Source organism: Streptomyces sp. NPDC017246, from assembly GCF_044331325.1.
Classification (GTDB): Bacteria; Actinomycetota; Actinomycetes; order Streptomycetales; family Streptomycetaceae; genus Streptomyces.
Window position 1 is genome coordinate 257,572 of the sequence record NZ_JBIRMW010000010.1, and the last position, 22,428, is coordinate 279,999.

Consider the following 22,428-nt stretch of genomic DNA (forward strand, 5'->3'; position numbering starts at 1 on the left):
CCTTCCTTGATCGTTGTCGGACCGGTCGACACGGGCGTCCAGGAGCAGAAGGCGGTGCGCGGGTGAGCTCGGGAGGTCTGGAGCTGCCCCCAGGTGATTCGGGTCGCGAGGGGGGTCCGGCCGACCCCGCGGAGGCCTCGCCCGGTCCCGTCGCGTCGCCGGGTGCCGCGCCGCCCGGGACGGTCACCGTCACCCGGCCGGTGGAGATAGGGGCGGAGCTCGACTGGGACGCCGAGGACTGGGGCGAGGTCCGCACCCGCGCCCAGCGCGCCGGGCGGGCCTACATCTGGCTGAACCTGGTCGAGCAGCGGCTGCGCGCCGTGGTCGCCGCCGTCCTGCGGCCCGTGTACGAACCCGTGCACGGCGAGGAGTGGGTGGTGGCCGCGGCCGGCCCCGCAGGTCAGGAGTGGGTGCAGCGGGCCGTCGCCGTGCGCGAGGTCTCGCGGCGCAAGGGCTACCTCCTCGACCCCGCCGACGACAACGTCCTCAGCTTCCTCACGCTCCCGCAGCTGCGGGAGCTGATGGTGCAGCACTGGCCCTGCTTCGAGCCCTACTTCGACGACCGGCGCGAGGTCGAGCTGGCCCTCGACGAGCTGGAGGTCACGCGCAACGTGGTCTCCCGCAACCGGGCCCTCTCGCTCACCGTCCTCGCCCAGTCCGAGCGGGCCTCCGCCCGCATCCTGGAGATCCTCGGCGGCGGTGCCGGCGTGCCCTCCGCCGACCGGCTGCCCGTGGACGCGGTCGAGGACCTCGTCGGCGACCGGTACGCGGACGTGGTCTCCGTCCACCCCGACCGGGTCCGGCTCCAGCGGCAGCTGCCCGCCGAGGACCTCTTCGGCGGGGCCCGCCGCCTCGACGCCACCGGCATAGGCCTGAATCTGCTCGTGCAGAACTTCTCCGGCCGGCGCATGGTCCGGCTCGCCGAGTCCGGCTGCCGGACCCGGCTCCTCTTCCTCAATCCCGCGAGCAGCGCCGTCAAGCGCCGCGAGCGCGAACTCGGCCTGAAGAAGGGCGAGCTGAGCCGCTCGGTCGAGATGAACATCCTGCACATGCGCCGGGTCCGCTCCAAGCTCCGCGACCCGGGCGCCTTCCAGATCCACGTCTTCGACGAGACGCCCCGCTTCACCGCCTATCTGGTGGACGGCGACGGCCCGGACGGGGTCGGCGTCGTGCAGTCCTATCTGCGGCGGGCCCGGGGCATGGAGGCGCCCGTCCTCGTCCTGCGCGGCGGCGGGCGGAACGTGGTGCGCCACGGGCAGGGCATCCGTGACGGCGATCACGGACTTTTCGAGACATACCGGGAGGAATTCGAGTCCGTCTGGCTCGACTCCCGGCCCGTCTCCTGACCCCTCGCCGGGGGAGGCCGGAGACGTTGTCAGTGGCGCGTGCGAGGGTGGTCAGCACCACGGGGGAGATCACGTAAGGAGGACCCGATGGCTTGGCACGGCGAAACGCTGGTCGGCTTCGACCTGGAGACGACCGGCACCGAACCGCTGGAGGCCCGCATCGTGACGGCCTCGATCATCGAGGTCGACGGCGGGGGACACATCACGGGCCGGCGGGACTGGCTCGCCGACCCGGGCATCCGCATCCCGGAACAGGCCTCCGCGATCCACGGCATCAGCAACGAGCGTGCCGCCGCCGAGGGCCGGCCGGTGCGCGAGGTCGCCGACGAGATCGCGAAGGCCCTCACCGAGTACTGGGAGGACGGCGTCCCGGTCGTGGCGTACAACGCCTCCTTCGACCTGACGCTGCTCTCCGCCGAGCTGTACCGGCACGGACTGCCCTCGCTGAGCGAGCGGCTCGGCGGCGCCCCCGTCGGGCCCGTCGTCGACCCGTACACCATCGACCGCGCCGTCGACCGCTACCGGCGCGGCAAGCGGACCCTGGAAGCGGTCTGCGGGGAGTACGGAGTCGTCCTCGAAGCCGCCCACCAGGCGGCGGCCGACGCGCTCGCCGCCGTCCGGGTCGCCGTCGCGATAGCCGAGCGGCACCGTCAGGTCGCCGAGCTCGACCCGGCCGAACTCCACGAGCGCCAGATCGCCTGGTACCGCCTCTGGGCCGAGAACTTCCAGGACTTCCTGCGCCGCAAGGGCGACGCGGAGGCGGTCGTCGACCCCGTCTGGCCGCTGCGCGGCCCGGTGGCCGCGCCCGTCGGCTAGGAGTTCTCCTTGAGGAAGGAGAGCAGCAGCTCGTTCACCCGGTCCGGCCGGTCCAGCGGGAACCAGTGGCCCGCGTCCTCCACGCGCTCGTAGCGCCAGGGACCGGCGACGTGTTCACCGGTGTCCACCATCTGGCGCTCGGAGAGGAAGCGGTCGCCTGTGGACCAGACGCCCATCGCCGGGACGGACAGCGGGGGAACCACCGGGGGCGCGGCCAGCTGGACCTCGATCGGCAGCCCCGCCCGGTAGATCTGCAGAGCGGCGGTCAGCGCGCCCGGAGCGCGCAACGGCTCCAGGACCGCCTCCGCCTCCGCGTGGTCGTCGAGCATCTCGCGCAGCCGCGAGAAGTCGTCGCGGGAGAGCCACTCCTCGGCGAGTCCCTCGTGCTGGAACATCGACAGGTGCCAGAGGCGCTGCCGCTGCTCCCAGCCCGCGGAGAGGATCGCCGCGAGGTTGCCCACCGACATGAGCGTCACGCTCGCCACCCGGTCGGGGACGACCTGGGCGATGCCCTGCGCCAGCCCCGAGCCCCAGTCGTGGCCGACCAGATGGAACCGGTCGACCTCCAGCCGGGCGAGCAGCTCCAGCAGATCGCCCACGTGCCTGGCCGGGTCGTACGCCTCCGGGCCGCCCTCCGGACGGTCCGAGGCGCCGAAGCCCCGCAGCGTCGGGGCGACCGTCATGAACCCGGCCGCGTTCAGCGCCGGGATCTGATGGCGCCACAGCCGGTGACTGTCGGGGAAGCCGTGCACCAGCAGCACGGCCGGTCCCGCACCGCTCACCTCGACGTCGAGCGCCACCTCGGACAGTTCGACCCGCATCCCAACACCCCGTTCGGTCAACCCGGTTCGGTCGGGCACCATGATGTCAGAACGGGTACCAGCGCACCTCGGTGTCGCCGTCCCGCAGCGAGGCCACCCGCCGCTGGAACTCGGCCAGTGCCTTCGGGTTCGCCGGCGCGTGCTGCGCCACCCACGCACAGCTCGCGGTCTCCCGCGCCCCGCGCAGCACCGCGCACCCCTCCCACTCCCGGACGTCCCAGCCGTACGCCTCGGTGAAGGCCTCGTACGCGGCCGGATCCAGCCCGTACCGGTCCCGGGAGAGCGCGAGCACCACGAGGTCGTGCTCACGCAGGTCGGACGAGAAGGTCTCCAGGTCCACCAGGACGGGGCCGTCCGGACCGACATGGACGTTCCGGGGGAGCGCGTCCCCGTGGATCGGTCCCGGTGCCAGATGCGGGGTCAGGGCGGCCGCCGCCGGGGCGAAGGAATCGCGCCGCTCCCGCAGGAACGCCGCGTCCGCCGGGTCGATCGCGTCCCCCGCGAGCCGCAGCCACCGCTCCACCCCGCCGAGCAGTTCACGGCGCGGCAGCGTGAAGGCCGCCGGCTCCGGCAGGGCGTGCACCCGCCGCAGCAGCGGCGCCAGATCGCGGGGCTCCGCGGGCCGTACCGCCTCGGGAAGCCGGTGCCAGAAGGTCAGCGGATGCCCGTCGACCAGACGCGGCTTCTCCTCGGCGGCGCGCACCGCCGGCACATCCGCGGCGGCCAGCCAGGCGGCGAGCGCCAGCTCCCGCTCCGCCCGCTCGTAGACCTCCGCGTCCCGGCCCACCTTCACGGCGAGATCCCCCACGGCGAAGACCGCGTTCTCACCGAGGGCCAGCAGCCGCGACTCCGCGACCGGAAGTCCCGCCGCGGCCAGGATCTCCCGCGCCCGCGCCTCGTCCATCGATCTCTCCCTACCTGTGCGATTGAGCCAAAGTCTCCCATCCGCGCAGCTCACCGCGCGGATCGCCTTGACGGCCCCCGGGCGCCTCAGGACCATGGCGGGGTTCCCACGCGGGCGGAAGAGGGCGGACGGGGGTCGATCGGTGAGCTCGGTGACCGCGACGAAACGGCCGGACGGGACGCGCACACCGCGCACCGCCCCTGTGAAGCGCCCGCGCGGCCCCGACTTCGGCGCCTGGTTCCTGGTGCTCCCGGCGCTGCTGCCGATCCTGATCCTGAGCGTCGGCCCCCTCCTCTACGGCATCGCGCTGGCCTTCACGGACGCCCAGTCCGGCCGCACCCGGGCCACGAGCTGGGTGGGCACCCTCAACTTCCAGGACCTGCTGCACGACTCCCTCTTCTGGGACTCGTTCCGCATCGGCGCGGTCTGGGCCGTCGGGGTCACCGTCCCCCAGTTCCTGCTCGCCCTCGGCCTCGCCCTGCTGCTCAACCAGCCCCTCCGCCTCCGCTGGCTCGCCAGGGCCCTCGCCATCGTTCCCTGGGCGATGCCGGAGGTCGTCGTCGGCATCATGTGGCGGCTGGTCTACAACCCCGACGCCGGCATCCTCAACGAGACGCTCCGTACCCTCGGCCTCGGCGAGGGCCACGACTGGCTCTCCGGGCTCGGCACCGCCCTCCCCGCCGTCGTCGTCGTCGGCGTCTGGGCCGGAATGCCGCAGACCACCGTCGCCCTCCTCGCCGGACTCCAGAACACCCCGCGCGAGCTCCACGAGGCCGCCGCCCTCGACGGCGCCGGCGCCTGGCGCCGCTTCCGCGCCGTCACCTGGCCCGCGCTCAGACCGGTGGCCCTCGCCATCACCGCCCTCAACCTCATCTGGAACTTCAACTCCTTCGCCCTCGTCTATGTGCTGACCGGCGGCGGACCGGGCGGCCGGACCCGGCTCCCCATGCTCTTCGCCTACGAAGAGGCCTTCCGCTACGGACAGTTCGGCTACGCCGCCGCGATGGGCTGTGTGATGATCGCCGCCGTCTCGGTGCTCATCGCCCTCTCCCTCGTACGCCGGCTGAAAGGGGACCAGGACCGGTGAGCGCCCTCCGGACGAGCAGACCCGCGCGGATCGGCCAGTACCTCGCCCTCCTCGCGTACCTGGTCTTCCTCGCCCTCCCCTTCCTCTGGCTGGTCTCCACCGCCTTCAAGCCCGCCCCCGAGCTGGCCTCGCTCCATCCCACCTGGATCCCGAGGGATCCCACGCTCGACAACTTCCGGCAGGCCTTCGATGAGCAGCCGCTGCTCAGGGCCGCCGCGAACAGCCTGGTCGCCGCGGTCGCCGCCGCCCTGATCGCGGTGGCCGTCGCGACCCCGCTCGCCTATGTGACGGCCCGCCACCGGGGCAGGCTCGCCTCGGCCGCCACCGGCTGGGTGGTGATCAGCCAGGTCTTCCCGTTCGTCCTGGTGATCATCCCGCTCTTCCTGATCCTCAAGAACCTGCACCTGGTCAACAGCGTGTTCGGCCTCGTCCTCGTCTACGTGGTCTGGTCGCTGCCCTTCGCCCTCTGGATGCTGATGGGCTACGTCCGGGCCGTCCCCGCCGAACTGGAGGAGGCCGCCGCCGTCGACGGCGCGGGCCGGCTCCGTACCCTCGTCTCGGTCACCGCCCCGCTGCTCGCCCCCGGCATCGTCGCCACCGCACTCTTCGCCTTCGTCACCGCGTGGAACGAGTTCTTCTTCGCGCTCGTGCTGCTCAAGACCCCGGAGAAGCAGACCCTGCCCGTCGTCCTCACCCACTTCCTCGGCGCCGAGGGCGTCGCCGACCTCGGCCCGCTGGCCGCGGCCGCCTTCCTCGCCACCCTGCCGTCCCTCGTCGTCTTCGCCGTACTCCAGCGGCGGATCACCGGCGGGATGCTGGCCGGGGCGGTGAAGTCATGAGACGACGCCTCCTCACCCTCACCGCCGCGCTCGCCCTGCTCCTCCCCGGCTGCACCGCGGCGGACGACGGGCGGGACGACGGGGTCGTACGGCTCCGCTTCCAGTCCCTCGCCTGGCAGAAGGAGTCCGTCGACGCCAACCGGCAGCTGGTGAAGGAGTGGAACGCCGCCCACCCCGAGGTCCAGATCGACTACGTCCAGGGCAGCTGGGACTCCGTCCACGACCAGCTCCTCACCTCCTTCGAGGGCGGCGAGGCGCCCGACATCATCCACGACGCCTCCGACGACCTGGCCGACTTCGCCTACGGCGGTGACCTCGCCGACCTCCGCCCGCTGCTGCCCGAACGGCTCCGCGCCGACATCCCCGCCTCCAGCTGGGAGACCACCACCTTCGGCGACGGTATCTACGGCGTGCCGTTCCTCCAGGAACCGCGCGTGATCATCGCCAACAGGAAGATCCTCGAATCCTCCGGCGTCCGCGTCCCTACCCCGTCGAAGCCCTGGAGCTGGGAGGAGTTCCGGCAGATCACCCAGGACCTCACCCGGAGCATGGGACCCGGCCGTTACGCCGTCGCCTGGCCACTCAGGGAACCCGTCTCCGTCAGTCTCAACCTCGGGCTCTCCGCCGGAGGACAGCTCTTCCACCGGGAGACCGACGGCCGGGTCACCGTCCGCTTCACCGAGGCCGACGCCGTCGTCCCGGGCACAATCCACGACCAGGTCGTCACCGACCGCACCGCCCCGCGCACCACGCTCGGCAGCGGCGGCTCCGACACCCTGCCCGGCTTCTTCGCCGGCAGGTACGCCATGGTCCCGCTGGGCTTCGCCTACCGGCAGCAGATGGCGCAGCAGGCGCCCAAGGACTTCGAATGGACCGTGCTGCCCGCCCCCGCCGGCAGCACCGGACTCACCCAGGGCGTCTCCCCGCAGACCCTGTCGATCTCCGAGGACAGCCCGCACAAGAAGGAGGCGGCGGCGTTCCTCGACTTCTTCCTGCGCCCGGAGAACATGGTGCGGCTCGCGCGCGGCGACTGGATGCTCCCCACCGGGACGGCGGCGCTCGCCGACCCCTCCCTGCACACCGCCCGGGACGGCTGGGCGACCGGCGCCGCGGTGGCCGAGAAGCTCCGCCCGGCGCCCGCGCAGTCGGTGCGGGGATACCCGGAGTGGAAGGACAAGGTGGCCACGCCGGCCTTCCAGGAGTACTACAGCGGCGCGATCGACGCGGCCGAGCTGCGCCGGCGCCTGGTCGTGGACGGCAACCGGGTACTCGCCCGCTATCAGCGCAAATGATCCGCTCGCGCGGGGTTCGCCATTACGAAACATTGTTGAATAAGTCACAGATGGGTGAAGGGTCTTCTCGCGGCTCCCCTCATCGGACAGTGTTCGAACCGGCCACCGCGCCGCCCCCCACGAGGCGCGGTGGCCCGCCTAGGCTGAGCCCATGACGCAGACATACGCGCTCCTGCTGCGCGGCATCAACGTGAGCGGCCGCCGGAAGGTCCCCATGGCGGAACTCCGTTCGGTCCTCGAAGGCCTCGGGCACCAGAACGTCCGCACCTATCTGCAGAGCGGCAACGCCGTCTTCACCACCGACTCCACCGCCTCCGGGGACGCGCTCGCCACCGCCGTCGAGGAGGCGATCGAGGGCCACTTCGGCTTCCGCGTCGACTGCCTCGTCCGCGATGCCGACTACCTGGCCGCGGTGCGCGAGGCCTGTCCCTTCCCGGCGGCCGAACTGGAGGGCAGGGAACTCCACGCCCTCTACTGCTCCGGCCCCGCCGAGGCCGAGCGCTTCGCCGCGATCGACCGGGAGGCCTACGCGCCCGAGGCCTTCGCCCTCGGTGACCGGGTCGTCTACCTCTACGTCCCCGGAGGCCTGGGCACGTCCCGGCTGGCCGAGGTCCTCATGCGGCCGTCCGTCGTCAAGGGGATGGTGGTCACCGCCCGCAACTGGAACACGGTGGCCAAGCTGGTGGAGATGACACGGGAGGACTGAGGGGCAAGTGGCCCGCTTTCACGAGGTCCGATTGGACCACGGGGACAGGCCACTCGCTGGCTAGATTCGACCTATGACGACCACCGAGATCCAGCCGCCGACCCCGTCCCGCCCCACCGTCGACTTCTACTTCGACCCCGCCTGCCCCTTCGCCTGGATCACCTCCCGATGGATCCTGGAGGTCGAGCGCGAACGGGACATCGACCTCCGCTTCAAGGTCATGAGCCTGTACCTGCACAACGAGGGCAACACCCTGCCCGACTGGTACCGCACCCTCGTCGACGCCTCCGTCGGCCCCGTCAGAGTCGCGGCGGCCGCCGCGGCACAGCACGGCGAGGAGATCCTGCGCCCGCTCTACACCGCGTACGGAACCCGCATCCACGAGAAGAAGCAGACGGACTTCGACGCCGTCGTCGCCGAGTCGCTCACCGAACTCGGCCTCCCCGCCGAACTGGCCGGGGCCGCCCACGACCCGGCGTACGACGAGATCGTGCGTCGCAGCCACGACGCCGGCAAGGACCCCGAGGCCGGGGCGTACGTCGGCACCCCGACGATCCACGTCGACGGCACCGTCTGGTTCGGCCCGGTCCTGCGCGCCGTCCCGCGCGGCGAGCGCGCGGCCGAACTCTTCGACAGCTTCCGGGCCCTGGCCAACCACCCGGACCTCTTCGAACTCAAGCGCACCCGCACCGGCGGCCTCGACTTCGGCTAGGACGAGGACGAAACGATCCCGGGGGAGCGCCGTTCCCGGGGAAGCGCGTCCCCGGCAGGGGCGTCGCGCGGGCTGCCTCCCGCCGAGCGGGAGGCAGCCGTGGGCGGGACCGGCGCCCGCGGGGGCGCCGGTCCCCGCCGACTACCTCGCGAAGCCGTAGTCCAGCAGCTTCTTGACGTCGTTCGCCCTGTTCGCCTCACTCGACGAGCCGAGCACCGCACCGATGACCGTCTTGCTGCCGCGGGTGGCCGCGAAGACGAGGCAGTACTTCGCCTGCGGACCCGAGCCGGTCTTCACACCGATCGCACCGCTGTACGTGCTCAGCAGCTTGTTCGTGTTGCTCCACGACATGTACCGGTAACCGCCGGTCTTCGTGGTCACCTTCTGCTTCGTCGACTTCGTCTTGACGACGGTGCGGAACGTGGAGTTCTTCATCGCACTGCTCGCGAGCTTCGTCAGATCGCGGGGAGTCGAGTAGTTGCTCCCATTGCTTATTCCGTCGAACGAGTCGAAGTGGGTGTTCCGCATGCCGAGGTTCCTGGCCTCGGTGTTCATCTTCCCGATGAACGACTTGATCCGGGCCGCCCGCGTGGTGCCGGTGCCGAACTTGTCGGCCAGCGCGTAGGCGGCGTCGCAGCCCGACGGAAGCATCAGGCCGTAGAGGAGCTGCCGGACCGTCACCTTGTCGCCGACGATGAGCCGCGCGGACGAGGCGTTCTTGGAGACGATGTAGTCGCTGTAGGCCTTCTGGACGGTGACCTTCGCGTCCAGGTTCAGACCCCGCTGGGCCAGCACCACCTTCGCGGTCATGATCTTCGTGGTGGAACCGGTCGACCGGCGGGTGTCCGCCGTCTTCCCGTACAGCGTCGTGCCCGTCCCGTTGTTCATGACGAAGCCGCCCGGAGCGGTGATCGACGGGGTGGGCGGCGCGGCATACGCCTGGCCGGCGAAGACGCCGCCGGCCAGTACGGCCGAGGCCGTGATCGTGACGGTCAGCGCACTGCGTACACCGAGTGTCGAAGTGATCAAAGTCTTCTGCCCTTGGTAGAAACCGATGTCTTCCGGGCCTGTAACGACCCGGCGCACAGAAGACGCACGAGAAGGCTCCAAGGATGCGCCGTCCGGGGCATGAAATTCCTCGCATCGGGCTGTCGCGAAACTTCAAGACCGCCCGGGGTCCGCTCCGTAGCGTCGACGGTATGAACGAGATCCACACCCATCTCACCGTCTGCGCCGCCGAGGCGGGCCGGGTCGCCCGCGCCGTCACCGCCGAGCAGCTCGCCGCGCCCTCCGTCTGCGCCGACTGGACGGTCCGCGAACTCGCCAACCACCTGGTGCTCTACTCCGCCCACGGCCTCGAACACCGGGCCCTGCGCACCCAGCTCCCGGAGGAGACCGTCCAGCGCGACTTCGCCGCCGAGGACGCCTGGGCCGAGGCGTACACGGCCCAGCTCGGCCGGGCCCTCGCCGCCTGGGAAAGGCCCGGCGTCTGGGAGGGCGAGGTGGACCTCGGCTTCACCGCCATGCCGGCCACCGCGGTCGCCTCGCTGCTCGTCAAGGAACTCGCCCTGCACGGCTGGGACCTGGCCCGCTCCACGGGCCAGGAGTTCGAGGTGCCCGAGGAGACGGCGGCCTTCGTCCTCGGTGTCGTCGAGGAGCACGCCGAGGTCTACCGGCAGTACCAGGGCTTCGCCGCCGTCGTCGACGTACCCGACGACGCACCGGCGTTCGTCCGCGCACTGGCGACGAGCGGCCGGAACCCCGAGAACTGAGGAACCGGTCCGGCGGACGAGTCCCCGAAGGGCCGCCTAGGCCGAGTGCGCCACCGCGACACGGTTCGCGTGCGCGCCGTCGTAGCGCTCCAGGAGCAGCCGGGCCAGTTCGGAGGAGGGGCCGAGGACGTCCGCCAGGACGTCCGCCCCCGCCGCGCCCGCCGCGATGCGGTCCGGGAGGCGGCCCGGGGCGATCACGTACGGGGCGACGGCCACCCGCCGGACACCCGGGTCGGCCCGCAGGGCCCGCACGGCGTCCTCCGTACGCGGAAGAGATGCGGAGGCGAAAGCGGGCCGCACGGAGCACCAACCGGTGCGCCGCAGCTCCCGCGCCGTTTCTGCGATCACCGCGATCGCCTCCGGGTCGGTGGAGCCCGCCGAGGCCAGGACGACCCCGGTGGTGCTCTTGTCGCCGGGCGTGAGCCCGGCCTCGTACAGCCGCCGCTCCACCGCCGCGATCAGCAGTGGCGAGGGGCCGAGGACCTCCGCCTGGCGGATCCGCAGTGACGCGGGCGCCTGGCGAAGGACGGCGGGGACGTCGGCCTTCGCGTGGAAGGCCCGGGTCAGCAGCAGCGGCAGCGCCACCACGTCCCGTACTCCCTCGGCGGCGAGCCGGTCGAGCACCCCCGTCACCGAGGGCAGGTTGAAGTCCAGGAACGCCGTCTCCACGCGCAGCCCCGGCCGCAGCGCACCGGCCCGGCGCACCAGCGCCTGGACGGTCGCCGCGTGCCGCGGGTCGCGGCTGCCGTGGGCTATGACGAGGAGGACGGGTCGGTTCATGGTCGATCGGCTCACTTCACCAGCAGGCCGCGGCTGCGGAGCACCCAGCGCTCCAGCGGGCTGAAGATCAGCAGGTCGATCGCGATGCCGACGACCAGGATCAGCAGGATCGCCAGGAACACGCCGGGCAGGTCGATGTTGTTCCGCCCGTTCTCCAGCAACTGGCCCAGGCCCAGGCCCAGATCCGGGGAGGAGGCGATGATCTCGGCGGCCATCAGCGAGCGCCAGGAGAACGCCCAGCCCTGCTTCAGACCGGCCAGATAGCCGGGCAGCGCGGCAGGGAGCACCACGTGCCAGGTGCCCTTGAGACCGGTGGCGCCCATGGTGCGGCCGGCCCGCAGGAAGAGCGGCGGGACCTGGTCGACGCCCGACACCAGACCGTTGGCGATGGACGGGACGGCGCCCAGCAGGATCACCGTGAACATCATCGCGTCGTTCAGACCGAACCAGAGCACGGCCGGCGGCACCCACGCCACCGAGGGCAGCGACTGGAGACCCGACAGGATCGGGCCGATCGCGGCCCGCACGAACTTCACCCGGGCGACCAGCAGGCCCAGCGGGGTGCCGATGGCGAGCGCCAGCAGGAAGCCGGCCAGACCCCGGGACACGCTGGTCCAGATGACTTCGAGCAGCGTCCCCTGGAGCCACATGTCGGCCAGGCCGTCCCACACCGCGGACGGCGCGGGCAGCTTGGTCTCCTCGGCGATCTTCGCGGAGACGAGGATCTGCCAGACGGCGAGGACCAGGGCTACGGCGATGGTGGGCGGGAGGACCTTCTTGAGCAGGACCTCCCGGACCGGCGTGCGGCGGATCTCGACCGCGTCCAGGGCGTCGAGCCCGGCCTCCAGACCGGCGAGGTCGTCCTTCTTGACCGTCGCTGCGGTGTCAGTGCTGGCCATGACGGCGGATCTCCCCACGCAGGTGTTCGGTGATCTCAAGGGACAGCTCGGCCACGTCCGCGTCCTCGATGCGGCGCGGCTGCTCGATGCCCACGGTCCACTCCTTCGCCACCCGGCCGGGGCGGGAGGAGAGAAGGACGACCCGCTGCGCGAGACGCACGGCCTCGCGCACGTTGTGGGTGACGAACAGGACCGAGAGGTTGGTCTCCTCCCAGATGCGCGTCAGCTCGCCGTGCAGCACGTCACGGGTGATGGCGTCCAGGGCCGCGAACGGCTCGTCCATCAGCAGCAGTTGGCTGTCCTGGGCCAGCGCCCGGGCGAGGGCCACGCGCTGCCGCATGCCGCCGGACAGCTCGTGCACCCGCTTGCCGTACGCGCCGCCGAGCCGGACGAGTTCGAGCAGCCGCTCGGCCTCAGGCCTGCGCTCGGCCTTGGACACCCCGCGCAGCCGCAGGGCGAGTTCGATGTTCTTGCCCGCGGTCAGCCACGGGAAGAGGGCGTGCTCCTGGAACATCAGGGCCGGCCGGCCGCCCGGGGTCTCGATGGAACCCTGGGTCGGCCGGTCGAGTCCCGCGACCAGATTCAGCAGCGTGGACTTGCCGCACCCCGAGGCCCCCAGGATGGTGACGAACTCGCCGGGAGCGACGTCGAGACTGACGTCGTCCAGGACGAGCTGGGTACCGGCCGGGCCGGAGAAGGACTTCGAGACGTGCTCGATCCGGGCGGCGTGCGTCTGCTCCGCTACGGTGCCCTCGGCAGCCTTGGCGAACGTCGTGGCCATGGTCGTCACCTCCTGGGGTTACGGATTCGCGGTCTGTGTCGCTGCTCGGCGGGGTTACTTGACGCCGAGACCGGCGTCGGAGACCTCGGGCTTGCCCTCGGCCTTCAGCACCTTGTTGAGGAGCTTCAGGTCGTAGATGCCGGCCAGGTCGGGCTGCTTGATGAGTTCGGCCTTGACCGCCCACTCGGACTGGGTCTTCAGCGTCGCGGCCAGCGGGTCGTTCGTGATCGCGATGCTCGGCCACGCCGGGTCGATGACCTTGGCGTCCAGGGCCTTGCCGCCGAGGGACTTCAGCGCCGCGTTGGCGGACGCCTTCGCCTTGTCCGGGTTGGCGTTGATCCATTCGTTGGTCTTCACCGTGCCCGTCAGCACGGCCTCGACCACGTCCGGGTGCTCCGAGAGGAACTTCTGCGACACGATGACGTTCGTGATCACGAACTTCTTGTCGGGCCACAGGGAGGTCTCGTCGAGGAGGACTGAGCCGCCCTGGGCGACCAGCTTGGAGGCGGTCGGCTCGGGAACCCAGGCGCCGTCGATGGAGCCGGACTTGAAGGCGTCCGGGGTGACCTTGTTGTCCGTGCGGACGACGGAGACGTCACCCTTGCCGGACTCCGGGTCGACCTTCCAGCCCTGCTCAGCGATCCAGTTCAGGAGCGCGACGTCCTGCGTGTTCCCCTTCTGCGGGGTGGCGATCCTCTTGCCCTTGACGTCGTCCAGGGTCTTGATCTTGTCCGGGTTCACGACCAGCTTCACGCCGCCGGAGGCGGAGCCGGAGATGATCCGCAGGTTCTTGCCCTTGGACTTGACGTACGCGTTGATGGACGGCGAGGGGCCGATGAAGCCGATGTCGAGAGAGCCGCCGTTGAGCGCCTCGATCTCGGAGGGGCCGGCGTTGAAGGTCTGCGGCTTCAGCGCGGTGCCGCCCAGCTCCTTCTGGATCAGGCCGTCCTGGACGCCGATGAGGGCGGTGGCGTGGGTCAGGTTCGGGAAGTAGCCGATCCGGACCTCGTCGGCGGAGAGCTTCTTCCCGTCGGCCGCGACCGGGGCCTTCTTGTCCGAGGACTCGTCCTTGGCGTTGGAACCGTAGCCGCACGAGGCGAGGGCACCGACCAGCAGGGGCAGCGCGGCGGCGGCGACGATGCCGCGGCGCACGGTGTTACGGGTGGTGCGGGAATTTCCGTTGGCAGACACGGGAGGCTTTCCTCTCGACACGTGGTCTCATGACGCACGTCTTCGGCGGTGGAGCAGGGGCGGATACAGCTCGTGGGGGGTGTGGGCGCGCATGCGGTGCGCGTACGTCATCGCGCACATCGCGCCACCCCTCCCTGGCCACTGCCGAGGGTGCCGCTGCCTACGCGGCCACCCTCCTTCGCGAAGGTCGAGTAGATGTCGGAGAGCATGATCTAGAAGTCCCACCCTTCCTCATCCGCCTGGACGGTGGTCTCGGCCCTGGAGGCGAAGGACTCGCCCGCCATGCCCGCCGCCAGGGTGGTGCCGTCCGCCGGGTCGATCAGCAGGAACGAACCGGTACGGCGCGAGTCCACGTACGCGTCGAGCGCGAGAGGCTCGGCCGTGCGCACCACGACACGGCCGATGTCGTTGGCGACCAGCTGACCGGGGTTCGGGTGCTGGGACAGGTCGTCCAGGGTGAGCCGCGAGGGGATCTCCTTGACGATCGCCTTGACCGTGCGGGTCGTGTGCTTGAGCAGCACCCGCTGACCGACGGCGAGCGCCCGGTCCGCCACGTGGCAGACGGTCGCCTCGATGTCCTGCGTGGTCTCCGGGGCGTCACCGCTCGGGGCGATCAGGTCGCCGCGCGAGATGTCGATGTCGTCGGCGAGGCGGATCGTGACCGACTGCGGGGCCCAGGCGATGTCCACCGACTCGCCGAGCGCGTCGATCCCGGTGATCGTGGAGGTCTTCCCCGAGGGCAGGACGGTGACCGGCTCGCCGACCCGGAAGGCACCCGCGGCGATCTGACCGGCGTAGCCCCGGTAGTCGGGGTGCTCGGCGGTCTGCGGGCGGATCACGTACTGCACGGGGAACCGCGCGTGGCAGGCCGTCAGGTCGTGGCTGACCGGGACGGTCTCCAGGTGCTCCAGGACCGTCGGGCCGCCGTACCAGTCCATGTTCGCGGACGGCTCCACGACGTTGTCGCCGGCGAGCGCCGAGATCGGGATCGCGGTGATCTCCGGGACGCCGAGCTCGGAGGCGTACGTCGTGAACTCCTCGGCGATCGCGGCGAAGACGGGCTCCCGGTAGTCGACCAGGTCCATCTTGTTCACGGCCAGGACGACGTGCGGGACGCGCAGCAGCGCGGCGACGGCGGCGTGCCGGCGGGTCTGCTCGACCACGCCGTTGCGGGCGTCGACGAGGACCACGGCCAGCTCGGCGGTGGAGGCGCCGGTCACCATGTTCCGGGTGTACTGCACGTGCCCGGGGGTGTCGGCCAGGATGAAGCGGCGGCGGGGCGTCGCGAAGTAGCGGTAGGCCACGTCGATGGTGATGCCCTGCTCGCGCTCGGCCCGCAGACCGTCGGTGAGGAGCGCCAGGTCGGGCGCTTCCTGCCCGCGCTTGAGGGACGCGGCCTCGACGGCCTCCAGCTGGTCGGTGAGGACCGACTTGGAGTCGTGGAGGAGCCGGCCCACCAGGGTGGACTTGCCGTCGTCGACGGAGCCGGCGGTGGCGAAGCGCAGCAGGGTCGTGGCCGCCACGTCGGCGAACTGCTCGGTGGTGCTCGTCATGGCTAGAAGTACCCTTCGCGCTTGCGGTCTTCCATCGCGGCCTCGGACATCTTGTCGTCGGCGCGGGTCGCGCCCCGCTCGGTCAGCCGGGAGGCGGCGATCTCGGTGATGACGGCGTCCAGGGTGGTGGCGTCGGAGTCGACGGCGCCGGTGCAGGACATGTCACCGACGGTGCGGTAGCGGATGAGCCGCGTCTCGACCGTCTCCGACTCCTTGGGGCCGCCCCAGTCGCCTGCGGTCAGCCACATGCCGCTGCGGGCGAACACCTCGCGCTCGTGGGCGAAGTAGATCCCCGGGAGCTCGATCTTCTCGCGCTGGATGTACTGCCACACGTCGAGCTCGGTCCAGTTGGACAGCGGGAAGACGCGGACGTGCTCGCCGGGCGCGTGGCGGCCGTTGTAGAGCTGCCACAGCTCGGGGCGCTGGCGGCGGGGGTCCCACTGGGAGAACTCGTCGCGCAGCGAGAACACCCGCTCCTTGGCGCGGGCCTTCTCCTCGTCGCGGCGGCCGCCGCCGAAGACGGCGTCGAAGCGGTGCTGCTGGATCGCCTCGGTGAGCGGGACGGTCTGCAGCGGGTTGCGGGTGCCGTCGGGGCGCTCGCGCAGCTTTCCGGCGTCGATGTACTCCTGCACGGAGGCGACGTGCAGCCGCAGCCCGTGCTGGGCGACGATTCGGTCGCGGTACTCGAGGACCTCGGGGAAGTTGTGCCCGGTGTCGACGTGCAGCAGCGTGAAGGGGATCGCCGCGGGGGCGAAGGCCTTCAGCGCCAGGTGCAGCATGACGATGGAGTCCTTGCCGCCGGAGAAGAGGATCACCGGCCGCTCGAACTCGCCCGCCACCTCGCGGAAGATGTGGACGCCCTCGGACTCCAGGGAGTCGAGGTGCGACAGCGCGAACGGGCTGTCCGTGCTGTCGTGAACATGAGCGACGGTCGTCATGCGAGACCCCTCTCGGTGAGCAGCGCGTGGAGCGTCGCTGCCGACTCCTGCACGGTCTGGGTGTGGGACTCGATCCGGAGATCGGGGTTGCGCGGCTCGTCGTACGGGTCGTCGACGCCGGTCAGTCCGCTGATCTCGCCGGCGGCCTGCTTGGCGTACAGCCCCTTCACATCGCGTACGGAGCACACGTCCACCGGAGTGGCGACGTGCACCTCGACGTACGGGGTGGCCTCGGAGGCGTGGCGCTTGCGGACCGCCTCGCGGCTGTCCTCGTACGGGGCGATGACGGGGACGAGGACCTTCACGCCGTTGGAGGCGAGCAGTTCCGCGACGAAGCCGATCCGCTGCACGTTGGTGTGCCGGTCCTCACGGGTGAAGCCGAGGCCCGCGGAGAGGAACTCGCGGATCTCGTCACCGTCGAGCACCTCGACCCGGTGGCCCTCCTCGCGCAGCCGGCCGGCCAGCTCGTACGCGATGGTGGTCTTTCCGGCGCTCGGCAGGCCGGTGAGCCAGATGGTGGCACCCGTCACGTGCGTCTCCTGAATGTTCTGAGTGTCCGTCATCCGTGCAGTCCGCATTCGGTCTTGGCGCGGCCCGCCCAGCGTCCGGCGCGGGCGTCCTCGCCCTCCAGGACGCGACGGGTGCAGGGGGCGCAGCCGACGGAGGCGTATCCGTCCATGAGGAGCGGGTTGGTGAGGACTCCGTGCTCGGTGACGTAGGCGTCGACGTCGTCCTGCGTCCAGCGGGCGATGGGGGAGACCTTGACCTTGCGCCGCTTCTCGTCCCAGCCGACGACCGGGGTGTTCGCCCGGGTCGGGGACTCGTCGCGGCGCAGGCCGGTCGCCCAGGCGCCGTACCGGGTCAGGCCCTCTTCGAGCGGCTTGACCTTGCGCAGCGCGCAGCACAGGTCGGGGTCGCGGTCGTGCAGCTTCGGGCCGTGCTCGGCGTCCTGCTCGGCCACGGTCTGCCGCGGGGTCAGGGTGATGACGTTGACGTCCATGACGGCGTCCACGGCGTCACGGGTGCCGATGGTCTCCTCGAAGTGGTAGCCCGTGTCGAGGAAGACGACGTCCACACCGGGCCGGACCCGCGAGGCGAGATGGGCGACGACCGCGTCCTCCATGGAGGAGGTGACGCAGAAGCCCTCGCCGAAGGTGTCCACGGCCCACCGGAGGATCTCCAGCGCGGAGGCGTCCTCCAGATCACGGCCGGCCTGCTCGGCGAGTGCCTTGAGGTCGGCCGCGGTGGCGTCCTGAGTGATCGTCATATCTCTTTCCTCCCAGGGGTGTCGCTCGAAGTCGCCGGGGCGAGCAGCCCCAGGAACTTCAACTGGAAGGCTCGACTGCACGCGGCGCATTCCCAGGCGCCGTGGCCCTGCTCGTTGGGACGCAGGTCCTCGTCGCCGCAGTAGGGGCAGTGGAACGGTGCGGCACGCTCGCTCATGACAGGGCCTCCTCGGAGGCGCGGGCCGCCCAGGTCGCGAAGCGCTCGCCGGTCTCGCGCTCGGCCTGGAAGCGCTTGAGGACCCGCTCCACGTAGTCGGGGAGCTCGTCCGCGGTGACCTTGAGGCCGCGCACCTTGCGGCCGAAGCCGGCCTCCAGGCCGAGCGCGCCGCCCAGGTGCACCTGGTAGCCCTCGACGCGGTTGCCCTCGTCGTCCAGGACCAGCTGGCCCTTGAGACCGATGTCCGCGACCTGGATGCGGGCGCAGGCGTTCGGGCAGCCGTTGATGTTGATCGTCAGCGGCTCGTCGAACTCCGGGACGCGACGCTCCAGCTCGTCGATGAGCGAGGCCCCGCGGGCCTTGGTCTCGACGATCGCGAGCTTGCAGAACTCGATGCCGGTGCAGGCCATCGTGCCGCGCCGGAACGGCGAGGGGGTGACGCGCAGGTCCAGGGCCTCGAGGGCGGCGACGATCGAGTCGACCTGCGCCTCCTCGACGTCGAGGACGAGCATCTTCTGCTCGGCGGTGGTGCGGACCCGGCCGGAGCCGTGCGCCTCGGCGACCGCGGCGATCTTCGTCAGGGTGGCGCCGTCGACACGGCCGACCCGCGGTGCGAAGCCGACGTAGAACTTGCCGTCCTGCTGCCGGTGCACACCGACGTGGTCGCGCCAGCGGCCGGCGGGCTGCTCGGGGGCGGGGCCGTCGTTCAGCTTGCGCTGGAGGTACTCGTCCTCCAGGACCTGGCGGAACTTCTCCGGGCCCCAGTCGGCGACGAGGAACTTCAGCCGGGCGCGGTTGCGCAGCCGGCGGTAGCCGTAGTCGCGGAAGATCGAGATGACGCCCTCGTAGACGTCCGGGACCTCGTCGAGGGAGACCCAGGTGCCGAGGCGGACGCCGAGCTTGGGGTTGGTGGAGAGGCCGCCGCCGACCCAGACGTCGAAGCCGGGGCCGTGGTCCGGGTGGTTCACGCCGACGAAGGCGATGTCGTTGATCTCGTGCGCCACGTCGAGCAGCGGCGAGCCTGAGATCGCGGACTTGAACTTGCGGGGCAGGTTGGAGAAGTCGGGGTTGCCGACGATCCGCCGGTAGATCTCGTCGATGGCGGGCGTGCCGTCGATGATCTCGTCGGCGGCGATGCCGGCCACCGGGGAGCCGAGGATGACACGCGGGGTGTCGCCGCAGGCCTCGGTGGTGGACAGGCCGACCGCCTCCAGGCGGTTCCAGATCTCGGGGACGTCCTCGATGCGGATCCAGTGGTACTGGACGTTCTGCCGGTCCGTGATGTCGGCGGTGCCCCGGGCGAACTCCTCGGAGATCTCGCCGATGACCCGCAGCTGGTCGGTGGTCAGCCGGCCGCCGTCGATGCGGACGCGGAGCATGAAGTACTCGTCGTCCAGCTCCTCCGGCTCCAGGACACCGGTCTTGGTGCCGTCCAGACCCTGCTTGCGCTGGGTGTAGAGGCCCCACCAGCGCATGCGTCCGCGCAGGTCGTTGGGGTCGATGGAGTCGAATCCGCGCTTCGAGTAGACCGTCTCAATACGTGTCCGTACGTTGAGACCGTCGTCGTCCTTCTTGAACTGCTCATTGCCGTTCAGGGGGGTGAAGTGCCCCACGGCCCACTGACCCTCGCCACGGTGGCGCCCGGTCTTGCGGCGTGCGGCGGCTGGAGTGGGGTTTTCCGGGGTGGCGGCCATGGCGTCTTGTCCTTCGGGACTGCGAGAGGGCGGCTCTGACCTGCACACTGGCGCTCAGGTCGGAGGGTGGCGCGTCAGTGCGCAGCAGGGCGGGGCAGAGTCGTGCTGAAAAGTGATCGCGGCGGTGCTGGTTCTCTCAGCGCGCCGGACAGATGGCGCTGGACATGCGGCCTAGGTCGACGTGCCGCCGACTCACCAAGGCAATTCCAGTTCCAGACATGACGGAAGCGTGTCACGGGACTTTGGACTCAGTCCAGCATCGTCCAGGATGCGGACATAGTCGTCTCGCTTCGTGGGATGGTGTGGCACGGGTCACGCGAAAGGGGCCCTGATCAGGGCCCCTTCACGGGTCTTCGGCGGGGTGTACCGAGCGGTCTCGCCCGTGCGGCGGTACCGAACGGTCTCGTGTGGCCCCGGGGGGTGGACACCGGGACCGGGAGTGGACACCGGGACCGGGCGGTCAGGCCTGGGCGCCGGGCCAGGGGCCGGGGGTCTCGGTCTCCTCGGTCTCCTCTGTCCTGGTCTCGAACAGCCGGAAGCCGCGTCGCTCGTAGTTCGCCATCGCGTGCGGGCCGTCGAGCGAGCAGGTGTGCAGCCAGACGCGCTTCGTCGCCTCCCGCCCGGGCCAGCGCCCGGCCAGGTCCCAGGCCCGCGCCACCCCGTGCGACAGCAGGTGGCCGCCGATGCGGCGCCCCCGGAAGGCCGGGATCAGGCCGAAGTAGACGATCTCCACCACGCCGTCGTCCTGCGGGTCGAGCTCCACGTACCCGGCGGGCGTCCCCTTGTCGTACGCCACCCAGATCTCGGCGCCCGGCTTCTCCACGATCTCCTGCCACTGCTTGTACGTCAGCGACAGCCGGTCGGCCCAGCGGATGTCGCCGCCGACCGCGGTGTAGAGGAAGCGGCTGAACTCCGCCGACGGCACCTCGGCGCGCCGGATCGTGACGTCGTCGCCCTCCGGCGGGGTGGCGGGGCGCAGGTCGGACGGCGAGGTCTGTTCGAGGGACCAGGTGGTGAGAGTGATGCTCATGAGGTCATCGCATCATGCGGAGCGCCGAATTCCCATAGCGGTCCGGTGAGGGGTGCCGCACGGGGGAGGGTGACCGGGGGCGGGGCCGGAAGGCATCCGTCCGCCATGTGGACACGCGCGGACGGGCCCCGTACGGCCTGTCCGCACGGCGCCTAGGCGCCGGAGTCGCCCACCGGAGCCCCGGTACCGGCCTCCGCACGGACCGCCGGCGCCAGCGAGTGGGGCAGCAGGTCCGCCGGGCGCCGCGGCCGCAGGATCTCCACCGCGACCTCCTCGCGGAAGCGGTACGGGCGGTGCGCCAGGACCCCGGCCAGGTTCCGCCGCACCCGGGACATCTCCGCCCGTACGGTCACCGTCCGCGTCCGGTCCCCGAACACGTCGTCCGCCAGCTCCGCCGCCGTCCGCCCGTCCCGGTGCATCGCCAGTACATAGAGGAGCTCCGCGTGCCGGGGGCTCAGCTCCTGCTGCCAGCTGCCGGCCGCCCCCGAGACGGACACCGTCCAGCGGCGCGGCCGGCTCAGGTCGAGGACCACCCGGCTCGCGGCCTCCGCGCCCGGCTCCTCCTCCGGCGTCTCCTCCTCCACCCGCAGCAGCCAGCCGCCCGGGAGCGGCTCCACCGCGCACACGCCCAGCGAGGGCAGCCAGAGCCGGCCGGACCGGAAGGACTTCGGCAGCGGGACGCGGTCCACCGGAGCCAGCCCGGTCACCGCCGCCGTCCAGCCGTGGGTGTCCACCGCGATCGCCCGGCCGCCCACCCGGCACAGGATCGGCGCGGCCACCGCCCGCAGCCGCTCCACCGATCTGAGGTGGCGCTCCCGCATCTCGGCCTCGGCGAGCTGGGCCACCGAGCCGACCAGGGCGAGCATCGCCGGATGGAAGCTGGACGCCGGACCGCTCACGTCCAGGATGCCGAGGAGCCGCCGGTCGCGCGGGTCGTGGACGGGGGCTGCGGCGCAGGTCCAGTTGTGGAGCGCCTGGACGTAGTGCTCGGCGGAGTGCACCTGCACCGCCCGGCCCATGGCGAGGGCCGTGCCGACCGCGTTCGTGCCGGTCGTGTGCTCGGTCCAGGCCGCGCCCTCCTCCAGGCAGATGCCGTTCGCCTGGCGCATGACCGCCGGGTTCCCCTGCCGCCACAGCACGCGGCCGTGCTCGTCGGTCACCACCATGATCTGGAGCGAGGTGTCGGCGATGCCGGCGAGCCCGCCGCTCAGCGTCTGCATGACCTCGGAGAGCAGTGTGGTCCTGCGCCGCTGCTCCAGCTCGTCGCGCTGGAGCAGCACGCTGTCCGTGCCCCGGTCGGGGTCGAGGCCGAGCCGGGCCATCCGCTGCCAGGAGGCGTCGATCACCGGGCGGGGCGCGATCGGCGGCGTACGGCCCGCCAGGGTCTCCTCCCGGACCCGGTGCAGCAGCCGGGTGGCCTGGGCTGCGTCCATGGCGGCGAGGCGCTTCATGTCGAGCTGAGTGTTATTCATCGGTCTCTCCCAGCCGCCCGGGGTGCTGTATCGGTTCTGCACAGGGCAGATGTCCGGAGTGTCGGTGCCCATCGTGCCGTTCGGAACCGTCCGGCGAGGCCCGGTTCGGGTAATCCTGCAACCCTTTGCAACTCTGGTCGTCGACCGGCCCCCGGGGTGAAGCTGGTGCGAGCGGCGGGTGGTGCCGTGTCGGCGCAGCACCACCCCCGCTTTTCCGCGCGTACCGGCCCTTCGCGGCCCACCCCTGGTGCGCGCGGCCCAGCTTCCCGCCACCGCACGGACGCACGGCCCCGAGGCCTTCCCGCGGCCCCCGGAGCCGACACCTCCGGTCGATCCCCGATGCCACCCCGCG

General features: G+C 71.3%; 24 protein-coding genes. 8 read left to right on the plus strand and 16 right to left on the minus strand.

From position 1 onward, the window contains the following. Window positions 1-62: 62 nt before the first annotated feature. Both ACH4MY_RS23990 and ACH4MY_RS23995 read left to right on the plus strand, forming a co-directional pair. Window positions 63-1,346, plus strand: coding sequence for an SAV2148 family HEPN domain-containing protein (locus ACH4MY_RS23990; protein ID WP_398005770.1), 1,284 nt, complete (start codon window positions 63-65; stop codon window positions 1,344-1,346). 87 nt (window positions 1,347-1,433) lie between these two features. Further along, entirely contained in the window at window positions 1,434-2,162 is a 729-nt protein-coding gene (locus tag ACH4MY_RS23995) for a 3'-5' exonuclease (protein ID WP_398005771.1), read from the plus strand. Here the strand turns inward: ACH4MY_RS23995 and ACH4MY_RS24000 are convergent. Then, the gene (locus ACH4MY_RS24000) at window positions 2,159-2,983 is read right to left on the minus strand and encodes an alpha/beta fold hydrolase (RefSeq protein WP_398005772.1); all 825 of its coding nucleotides are present in this window, start codon (window positions 2,981-2,983) and stop codon (window positions 2,159-2,161) included. The two genes, ACH4MY_RS23995 and ACH4MY_RS24000, sit on opposite strands and share 4 nt — an antisense overlap. 46 nt (window positions 2,984-3,029) lie before the next feature. Then, entirely contained in the window at window positions 3,030-3,887 is an 858-nt protein-coding gene (locus tag ACH4MY_RS24005) for a phosphotransferase (protein WP_398005773.1), read from the minus strand. A gap of 142 nt (window positions 3,888-4,029) precedes the next feature. Here ACH4MY_RS24005 and ACH4MY_RS24010 point away from each other — a divergent pair, with 142 nt between their 5' ends. From ACH4MY_RS24010 to ACH4MY_RS24030, 5 genes are all read left to right on the plus strand, one after another. Continuing rightward, window positions 4,030-4,974 carry a carbohydrate ABC transporter permease gene (locus ACH4MY_RS24010; protein WP_398005774.1) on the plus strand — a complete coding sequence of 315 codons (945 nt, stop codon included), beginning with the start codon at window positions 4,030-4,032 and terminating at the stop codon, window positions 4,972-4,974. After that, entirely contained in the window at window positions 4,971-5,813 is an 843-nt protein-coding gene (locus ACH4MY_RS24015) for a carbohydrate ABC transporter permease (protein WP_398005775.1), read from the plus strand. Before ACH4MY_RS24010 ends, ACH4MY_RS24015 begins: the two co-directional genes overlap by 4 nt. Beyond that, window positions 5,810-7,105: an ABC transporter substrate-binding protein gene (locus ACH4MY_RS24020; RefSeq protein WP_398005776.1), complete on the plus strand. Its 1,296-nt coding sequence runs from the start codon at window positions 5,810-5,812 to the stop codon at window positions 7,103-7,105. Before ACH4MY_RS24015 ends, ACH4MY_RS24020 begins: the two co-directional genes overlap by 4 nt. A gap of 151 nt (window positions 7,106-7,256) precedes the next feature. Further along, complete coding sequence (locus ACH4MY_RS24025) at window positions 7,257-7,811, plus strand: DUF1697 domain-containing protein (RefSeq protein WP_398005777.1); 555 nt, start codon at window positions 7,257-7,259, stop codon at window positions 7,809-7,811. A 73-nt stretch (window positions 7,812-7,884) separates the two neighbouring features. Beyond that, window positions 7,885-8,523: a DsbA family protein gene (locus tag ACH4MY_RS24030; RefSeq protein ID WP_398005778.1), complete on the plus strand. Its 639-nt coding sequence runs from the start codon at window positions 7,885-7,887 to the stop codon at window positions 8,521-8,523. A 141-nt stretch (window positions 8,524-8,664) separates the two neighbouring features. Here ACH4MY_RS24030 and ACH4MY_RS24035 read toward each other — a convergent pair whose 3' ends face one another. After that, window positions 8,665-9,552, minus strand: a complete 888-nt coding sequence (locus tag ACH4MY_RS24035; protein WP_398005779.1) for a D-alanyl-D-alanine carboxypeptidase family protein — start codon at window positions 9,550-9,552, stop codon at window positions 8,665-8,667. A 170-nt stretch (window positions 9,553-9,722) separates the two neighbouring features. On the opposite strand from ACH4MY_RS24035, the gene ACH4MY_RS24040 reads away from it, so the two are divergent. Next, window positions 9,723-10,295 carry a TIGR03086 family metal-binding protein gene (locus ACH4MY_RS24040; protein ID WP_398005780.1) on the plus strand — a complete coding sequence of 191 codons (573 nt, stop codon included), beginning with the start codon at window positions 9,723-9,725 and terminating at the stop codon, window positions 10,293-10,295. 36 nt (window positions 10,296-10,331) lie between these two features. On the opposite strand, the gene ACH4MY_RS24045 is transcribed toward ACH4MY_RS24040, so the two are convergent. The 13 genes from ACH4MY_RS24045 to ACH4MY_RS24105 all read right to left on the minus strand — a co-directional run bounded on the left by ACH4MY_RS24045 (window position 10,332) and on the right by ACH4MY_RS24105 (window position 22,076). Then, window positions 10,332-11,075: a sirohydrochlorin chelatase gene (locus tag ACH4MY_RS24045; protein WP_398005781.1), complete on the minus strand. Its 744-nt coding sequence runs from the start codon at window positions 11,073-11,075 to the stop codon at window positions 10,332-10,334. Window positions 11,076-11,086: 11 nt separating this feature from the next. Beyond that, window positions 11,087-11,974 (minus strand): ABC transporter permease, encoded by an 888-nt coding sequence (locus ACH4MY_RS24050; RefSeq protein ID WP_398005782.1) that lies wholly within the window; start codon window positions 11,972-11,974, stop codon window positions 11,087-11,089. Beyond that, window positions 11,961-12,755: an ABC transporter ATP-binding protein gene (locus ACH4MY_RS24055; protein ID WP_398005783.1), complete on the minus strand. Its 795-nt coding sequence runs from the start codon at window positions 12,753-12,755 to the stop codon at window positions 11,961-11,963. The genes ACH4MY_RS24050 and ACH4MY_RS24055 overlap by 14 nt, the downstream gene beginning before the upstream one ends. A gap of 54 nt (window positions 12,756-12,809) precedes the next feature. Next, window positions 12,810-13,946 (minus strand): aliphatic sulfonate ABC transporter substrate-binding protein, encoded by a 1,137-nt coding sequence (locus ACH4MY_RS24060; RefSeq protein WP_398005784.1) that lies wholly within the window; start codon window positions 13,944-13,946, stop codon window positions 12,810-12,812. Window positions 13,947-14,158: 212 nt separating this feature from the next. Next, window positions 14,159-15,499 (minus strand): sulfate adenylyltransferase subunit 1, encoded by a 1,341-nt coding sequence (locus ACH4MY_RS24065; RefSeq protein WP_398005785.1) that lies wholly within the window; start codon window positions 15,497-15,499, stop codon window positions 14,159-14,161. Window positions 15,500-15,501: 2 nt separating this feature from the next. Next, complete coding sequence (gene cysD, locus ACH4MY_RS24070) at window positions 15,502-16,437, minus strand: sulfate adenylyltransferase subunit CysD (protein ID WP_398005786.1); 936 nt, start codon at window positions 16,435-16,437, stop codon at window positions 15,502-15,504. Next, window positions 16,434-17,000 (minus strand): adenylyl-sulfate kinase, encoded by a 567-nt coding sequence (gene cysC, locus ACH4MY_RS24075; RefSeq protein WP_398005787.1) that lies wholly within the window; start codon window positions 16,998-17,000, stop codon window positions 16,434-16,436. Before cysC ends, cysD begins: the two co-directional genes overlap by 4 nt. Further along, the gene (locus ACH4MY_RS24080) at window positions 16,997-17,704 is read right to left on the minus strand and encodes a phosphoadenylyl-sulfate reductase (RefSeq protein WP_398005788.1); all 708 of its coding nucleotides are present in this window, start codon (window positions 17,702-17,704) and stop codon (window positions 16,997-16,999) included. The genes cysC and ACH4MY_RS24080 overlap by 4 nt, the downstream gene beginning before the upstream one ends. After that, complete coding sequence (locus tag ACH4MY_RS24085) at window positions 17,701-17,880, minus strand: hypothetical protein (protein ID WP_398005789.1); 180 nt, start codon at window positions 17,878-17,880, stop codon at window positions 17,701-17,703. The genes ACH4MY_RS24080 and ACH4MY_RS24085 overlap by 4 nt, the downstream gene beginning before the upstream one ends. Then, window positions 17,877-19,574 (minus strand): nitrite/sulfite reductase, encoded by a 1,698-nt coding sequence (locus tag ACH4MY_RS24090; RefSeq protein ID WP_398005790.1) that lies wholly within the window; start codon window positions 19,572-19,574, stop codon window positions 17,877-17,879. Before ACH4MY_RS24090 ends, ACH4MY_RS24085 begins: the two co-directional genes overlap by 4 nt. 136 nt (window positions 19,575-19,710) lie before the next feature. Beyond that, window positions 19,711-19,794, minus strand: coding sequence for a putative leader peptide (locus tag ACH4MY_RS24095; protein ID WP_310591794.1), 84 nt, complete (start codon window positions 19,792-19,794; stop codon window positions 19,711-19,713). Between the two features lie 240 nt (window positions 19,795-20,034). Beyond that, entirely contained in the window at window positions 20,035-20,604 is a 570-nt protein-coding gene (locus ACH4MY_RS24100; protein WP_398005791.1) for a GNAT family N-acetyltransferase, read from the minus strand. 152 nt (window positions 20,605-20,756) lie between these two features. Further along, window positions 20,757-22,076 (minus strand): GAF domain-containing protein, encoded by a 1,320-nt coding sequence (locus ACH4MY_RS24105; RefSeq protein WP_398005792.1) that lies wholly within the window; start codon window positions 22,074-22,076, stop codon window positions 20,757-20,759. Window positions 22,077-22,428: the final 352 nt, after the last annotated feature.

Excerpts from the sequence above, each read along its gene's own strand:
- ACH4MY_RS24105 (WP_398005792.1), bottom strand. The coding sequence starts at position 22,076 with ATGAATAACACTCAGCTCGACATGAAGCGCCTCGCCGCCATGGACGCA.
- ACH4MY_RS24090 (WP_398005790.1), bottom strand. The coding sequence starts at position 19,574 with ATGGCCGCCACCCCGGAAAACCCCACTCCAGCCGCCGCACGCCGCAAG.
- ACH4MY_RS24040 (WP_398005780.1), top strand. The coding sequence starts at position 9,723 with ATGAACGAGATCCACACCCATCTCACCGTCTGCGCCGCCGAGGCGGGC.
- ACH4MY_RS24005 (WP_398005773.1), bottom strand. The coding sequence starts at position 3,887 with ATGGACGAGGCGCGGGCGCGGGAGATCCTGGCCGCGGCGGGACTTCCG.
- cysD (WP_398005786.1), bottom strand. The coding sequence starts at position 16,437 with ATGACGACCGTCGCTCATGTTCACGACAGCACGGACAGCCCGTTCGCG.
- ACH4MY_RS24000 (WP_398005772.1), bottom strand. The coding sequence starts at position 2,983 with ATGCGGGTCGAACTGTCCGAGGTGGCGCTCGACGTCGAGGTGAGCGGT.
- ACH4MY_RS24080 (WP_398005788.1), bottom strand. The coding sequence starts at position 17,704 with ATGACGATCACTCAGGACGCCACCGCGGCCGACCTCAAGGCACTCGCC.
- ACH4MY_RS24045 (WP_398005781.1), bottom strand. The coding sequence starts at position 11,075 with ATGAACCGACCCGTCCTCCTCGTCATAGCCCACGGCAGCCGCGACCCG.
- ACH4MY_RS24030 (WP_398005778.1), top strand. The coding sequence starts at position 7,885 with ATGACGACCACCGAGATCCAGCCGCCGACCCCGTCCCGCCCCACCGTC.
- ACH4MY_RS24050 (WP_398005782.1), bottom strand. The coding sequence starts at position 11,974 with ATGGCCAGCACTGACACCGCAGCGACGGTCAAGAAGGACGACCTCGCC.
- ACH4MY_RS24025 (WP_398005777.1), top strand. The coding sequence starts at position 7,257 with ATGACGCAGACATACGCGCTCCTGCTGCGCGGCATCAACGTGAGCGGC.
- ACH4MY_RS24095 (WP_310591794.1), bottom strand. The coding sequence starts at position 19,794 with ATGTCTGGAACTGGAATTGCCTTGGTGAGTCGGCGGCACGTCGACCTA.
- cysC (WP_398005787.1), bottom strand. The coding sequence starts at position 17,000 with ATGACGGACACTCAGAACATTCAGGAGACGCACGTGACGGGTGCCACC.
- ACH4MY_RS24020 (WP_398005776.1), top strand. The coding sequence starts at position 5,810 with ATGAGACGACGCCTCCTCACCCTCACCGCCGCGCTCGCCCTGCTCCTC.
- ACH4MY_RS24065 (WP_398005785.1), bottom strand. The coding sequence starts at position 15,499 with ATGACGAGCACCACCGAGCAGTTCGCCGACGTGGCGGCCACGACCCTG.
- ACH4MY_RS24055 (WP_398005783.1), bottom strand. The coding sequence starts at position 12,755 with ATGGCCACGACGTTCGCCAAGGCTGCCGAGGGCACCGTAGCGGAGCAG.
- ACH4MY_RS23995 (WP_398005771.1), top strand. The coding sequence starts at position 1,434 with ATGGCTTGGCACGGCGAAACGCTGGTCGGCTTCGACCTGGAGACGACC.
- ACH4MY_RS24100 (WP_398005791.1), bottom strand. The coding sequence starts at position 20,604 with ATGAGCATCACTCTCACCACCTGGTCCCTCGAACAGACCTCGCCGTCC.
- ACH4MY_RS24085 (WP_398005789.1), bottom strand. The coding sequence starts at position 17,880 with ATGAGCGAGCGTGCCGCACCGTTCCACTGCCCCTACTGCGGCGACGAG.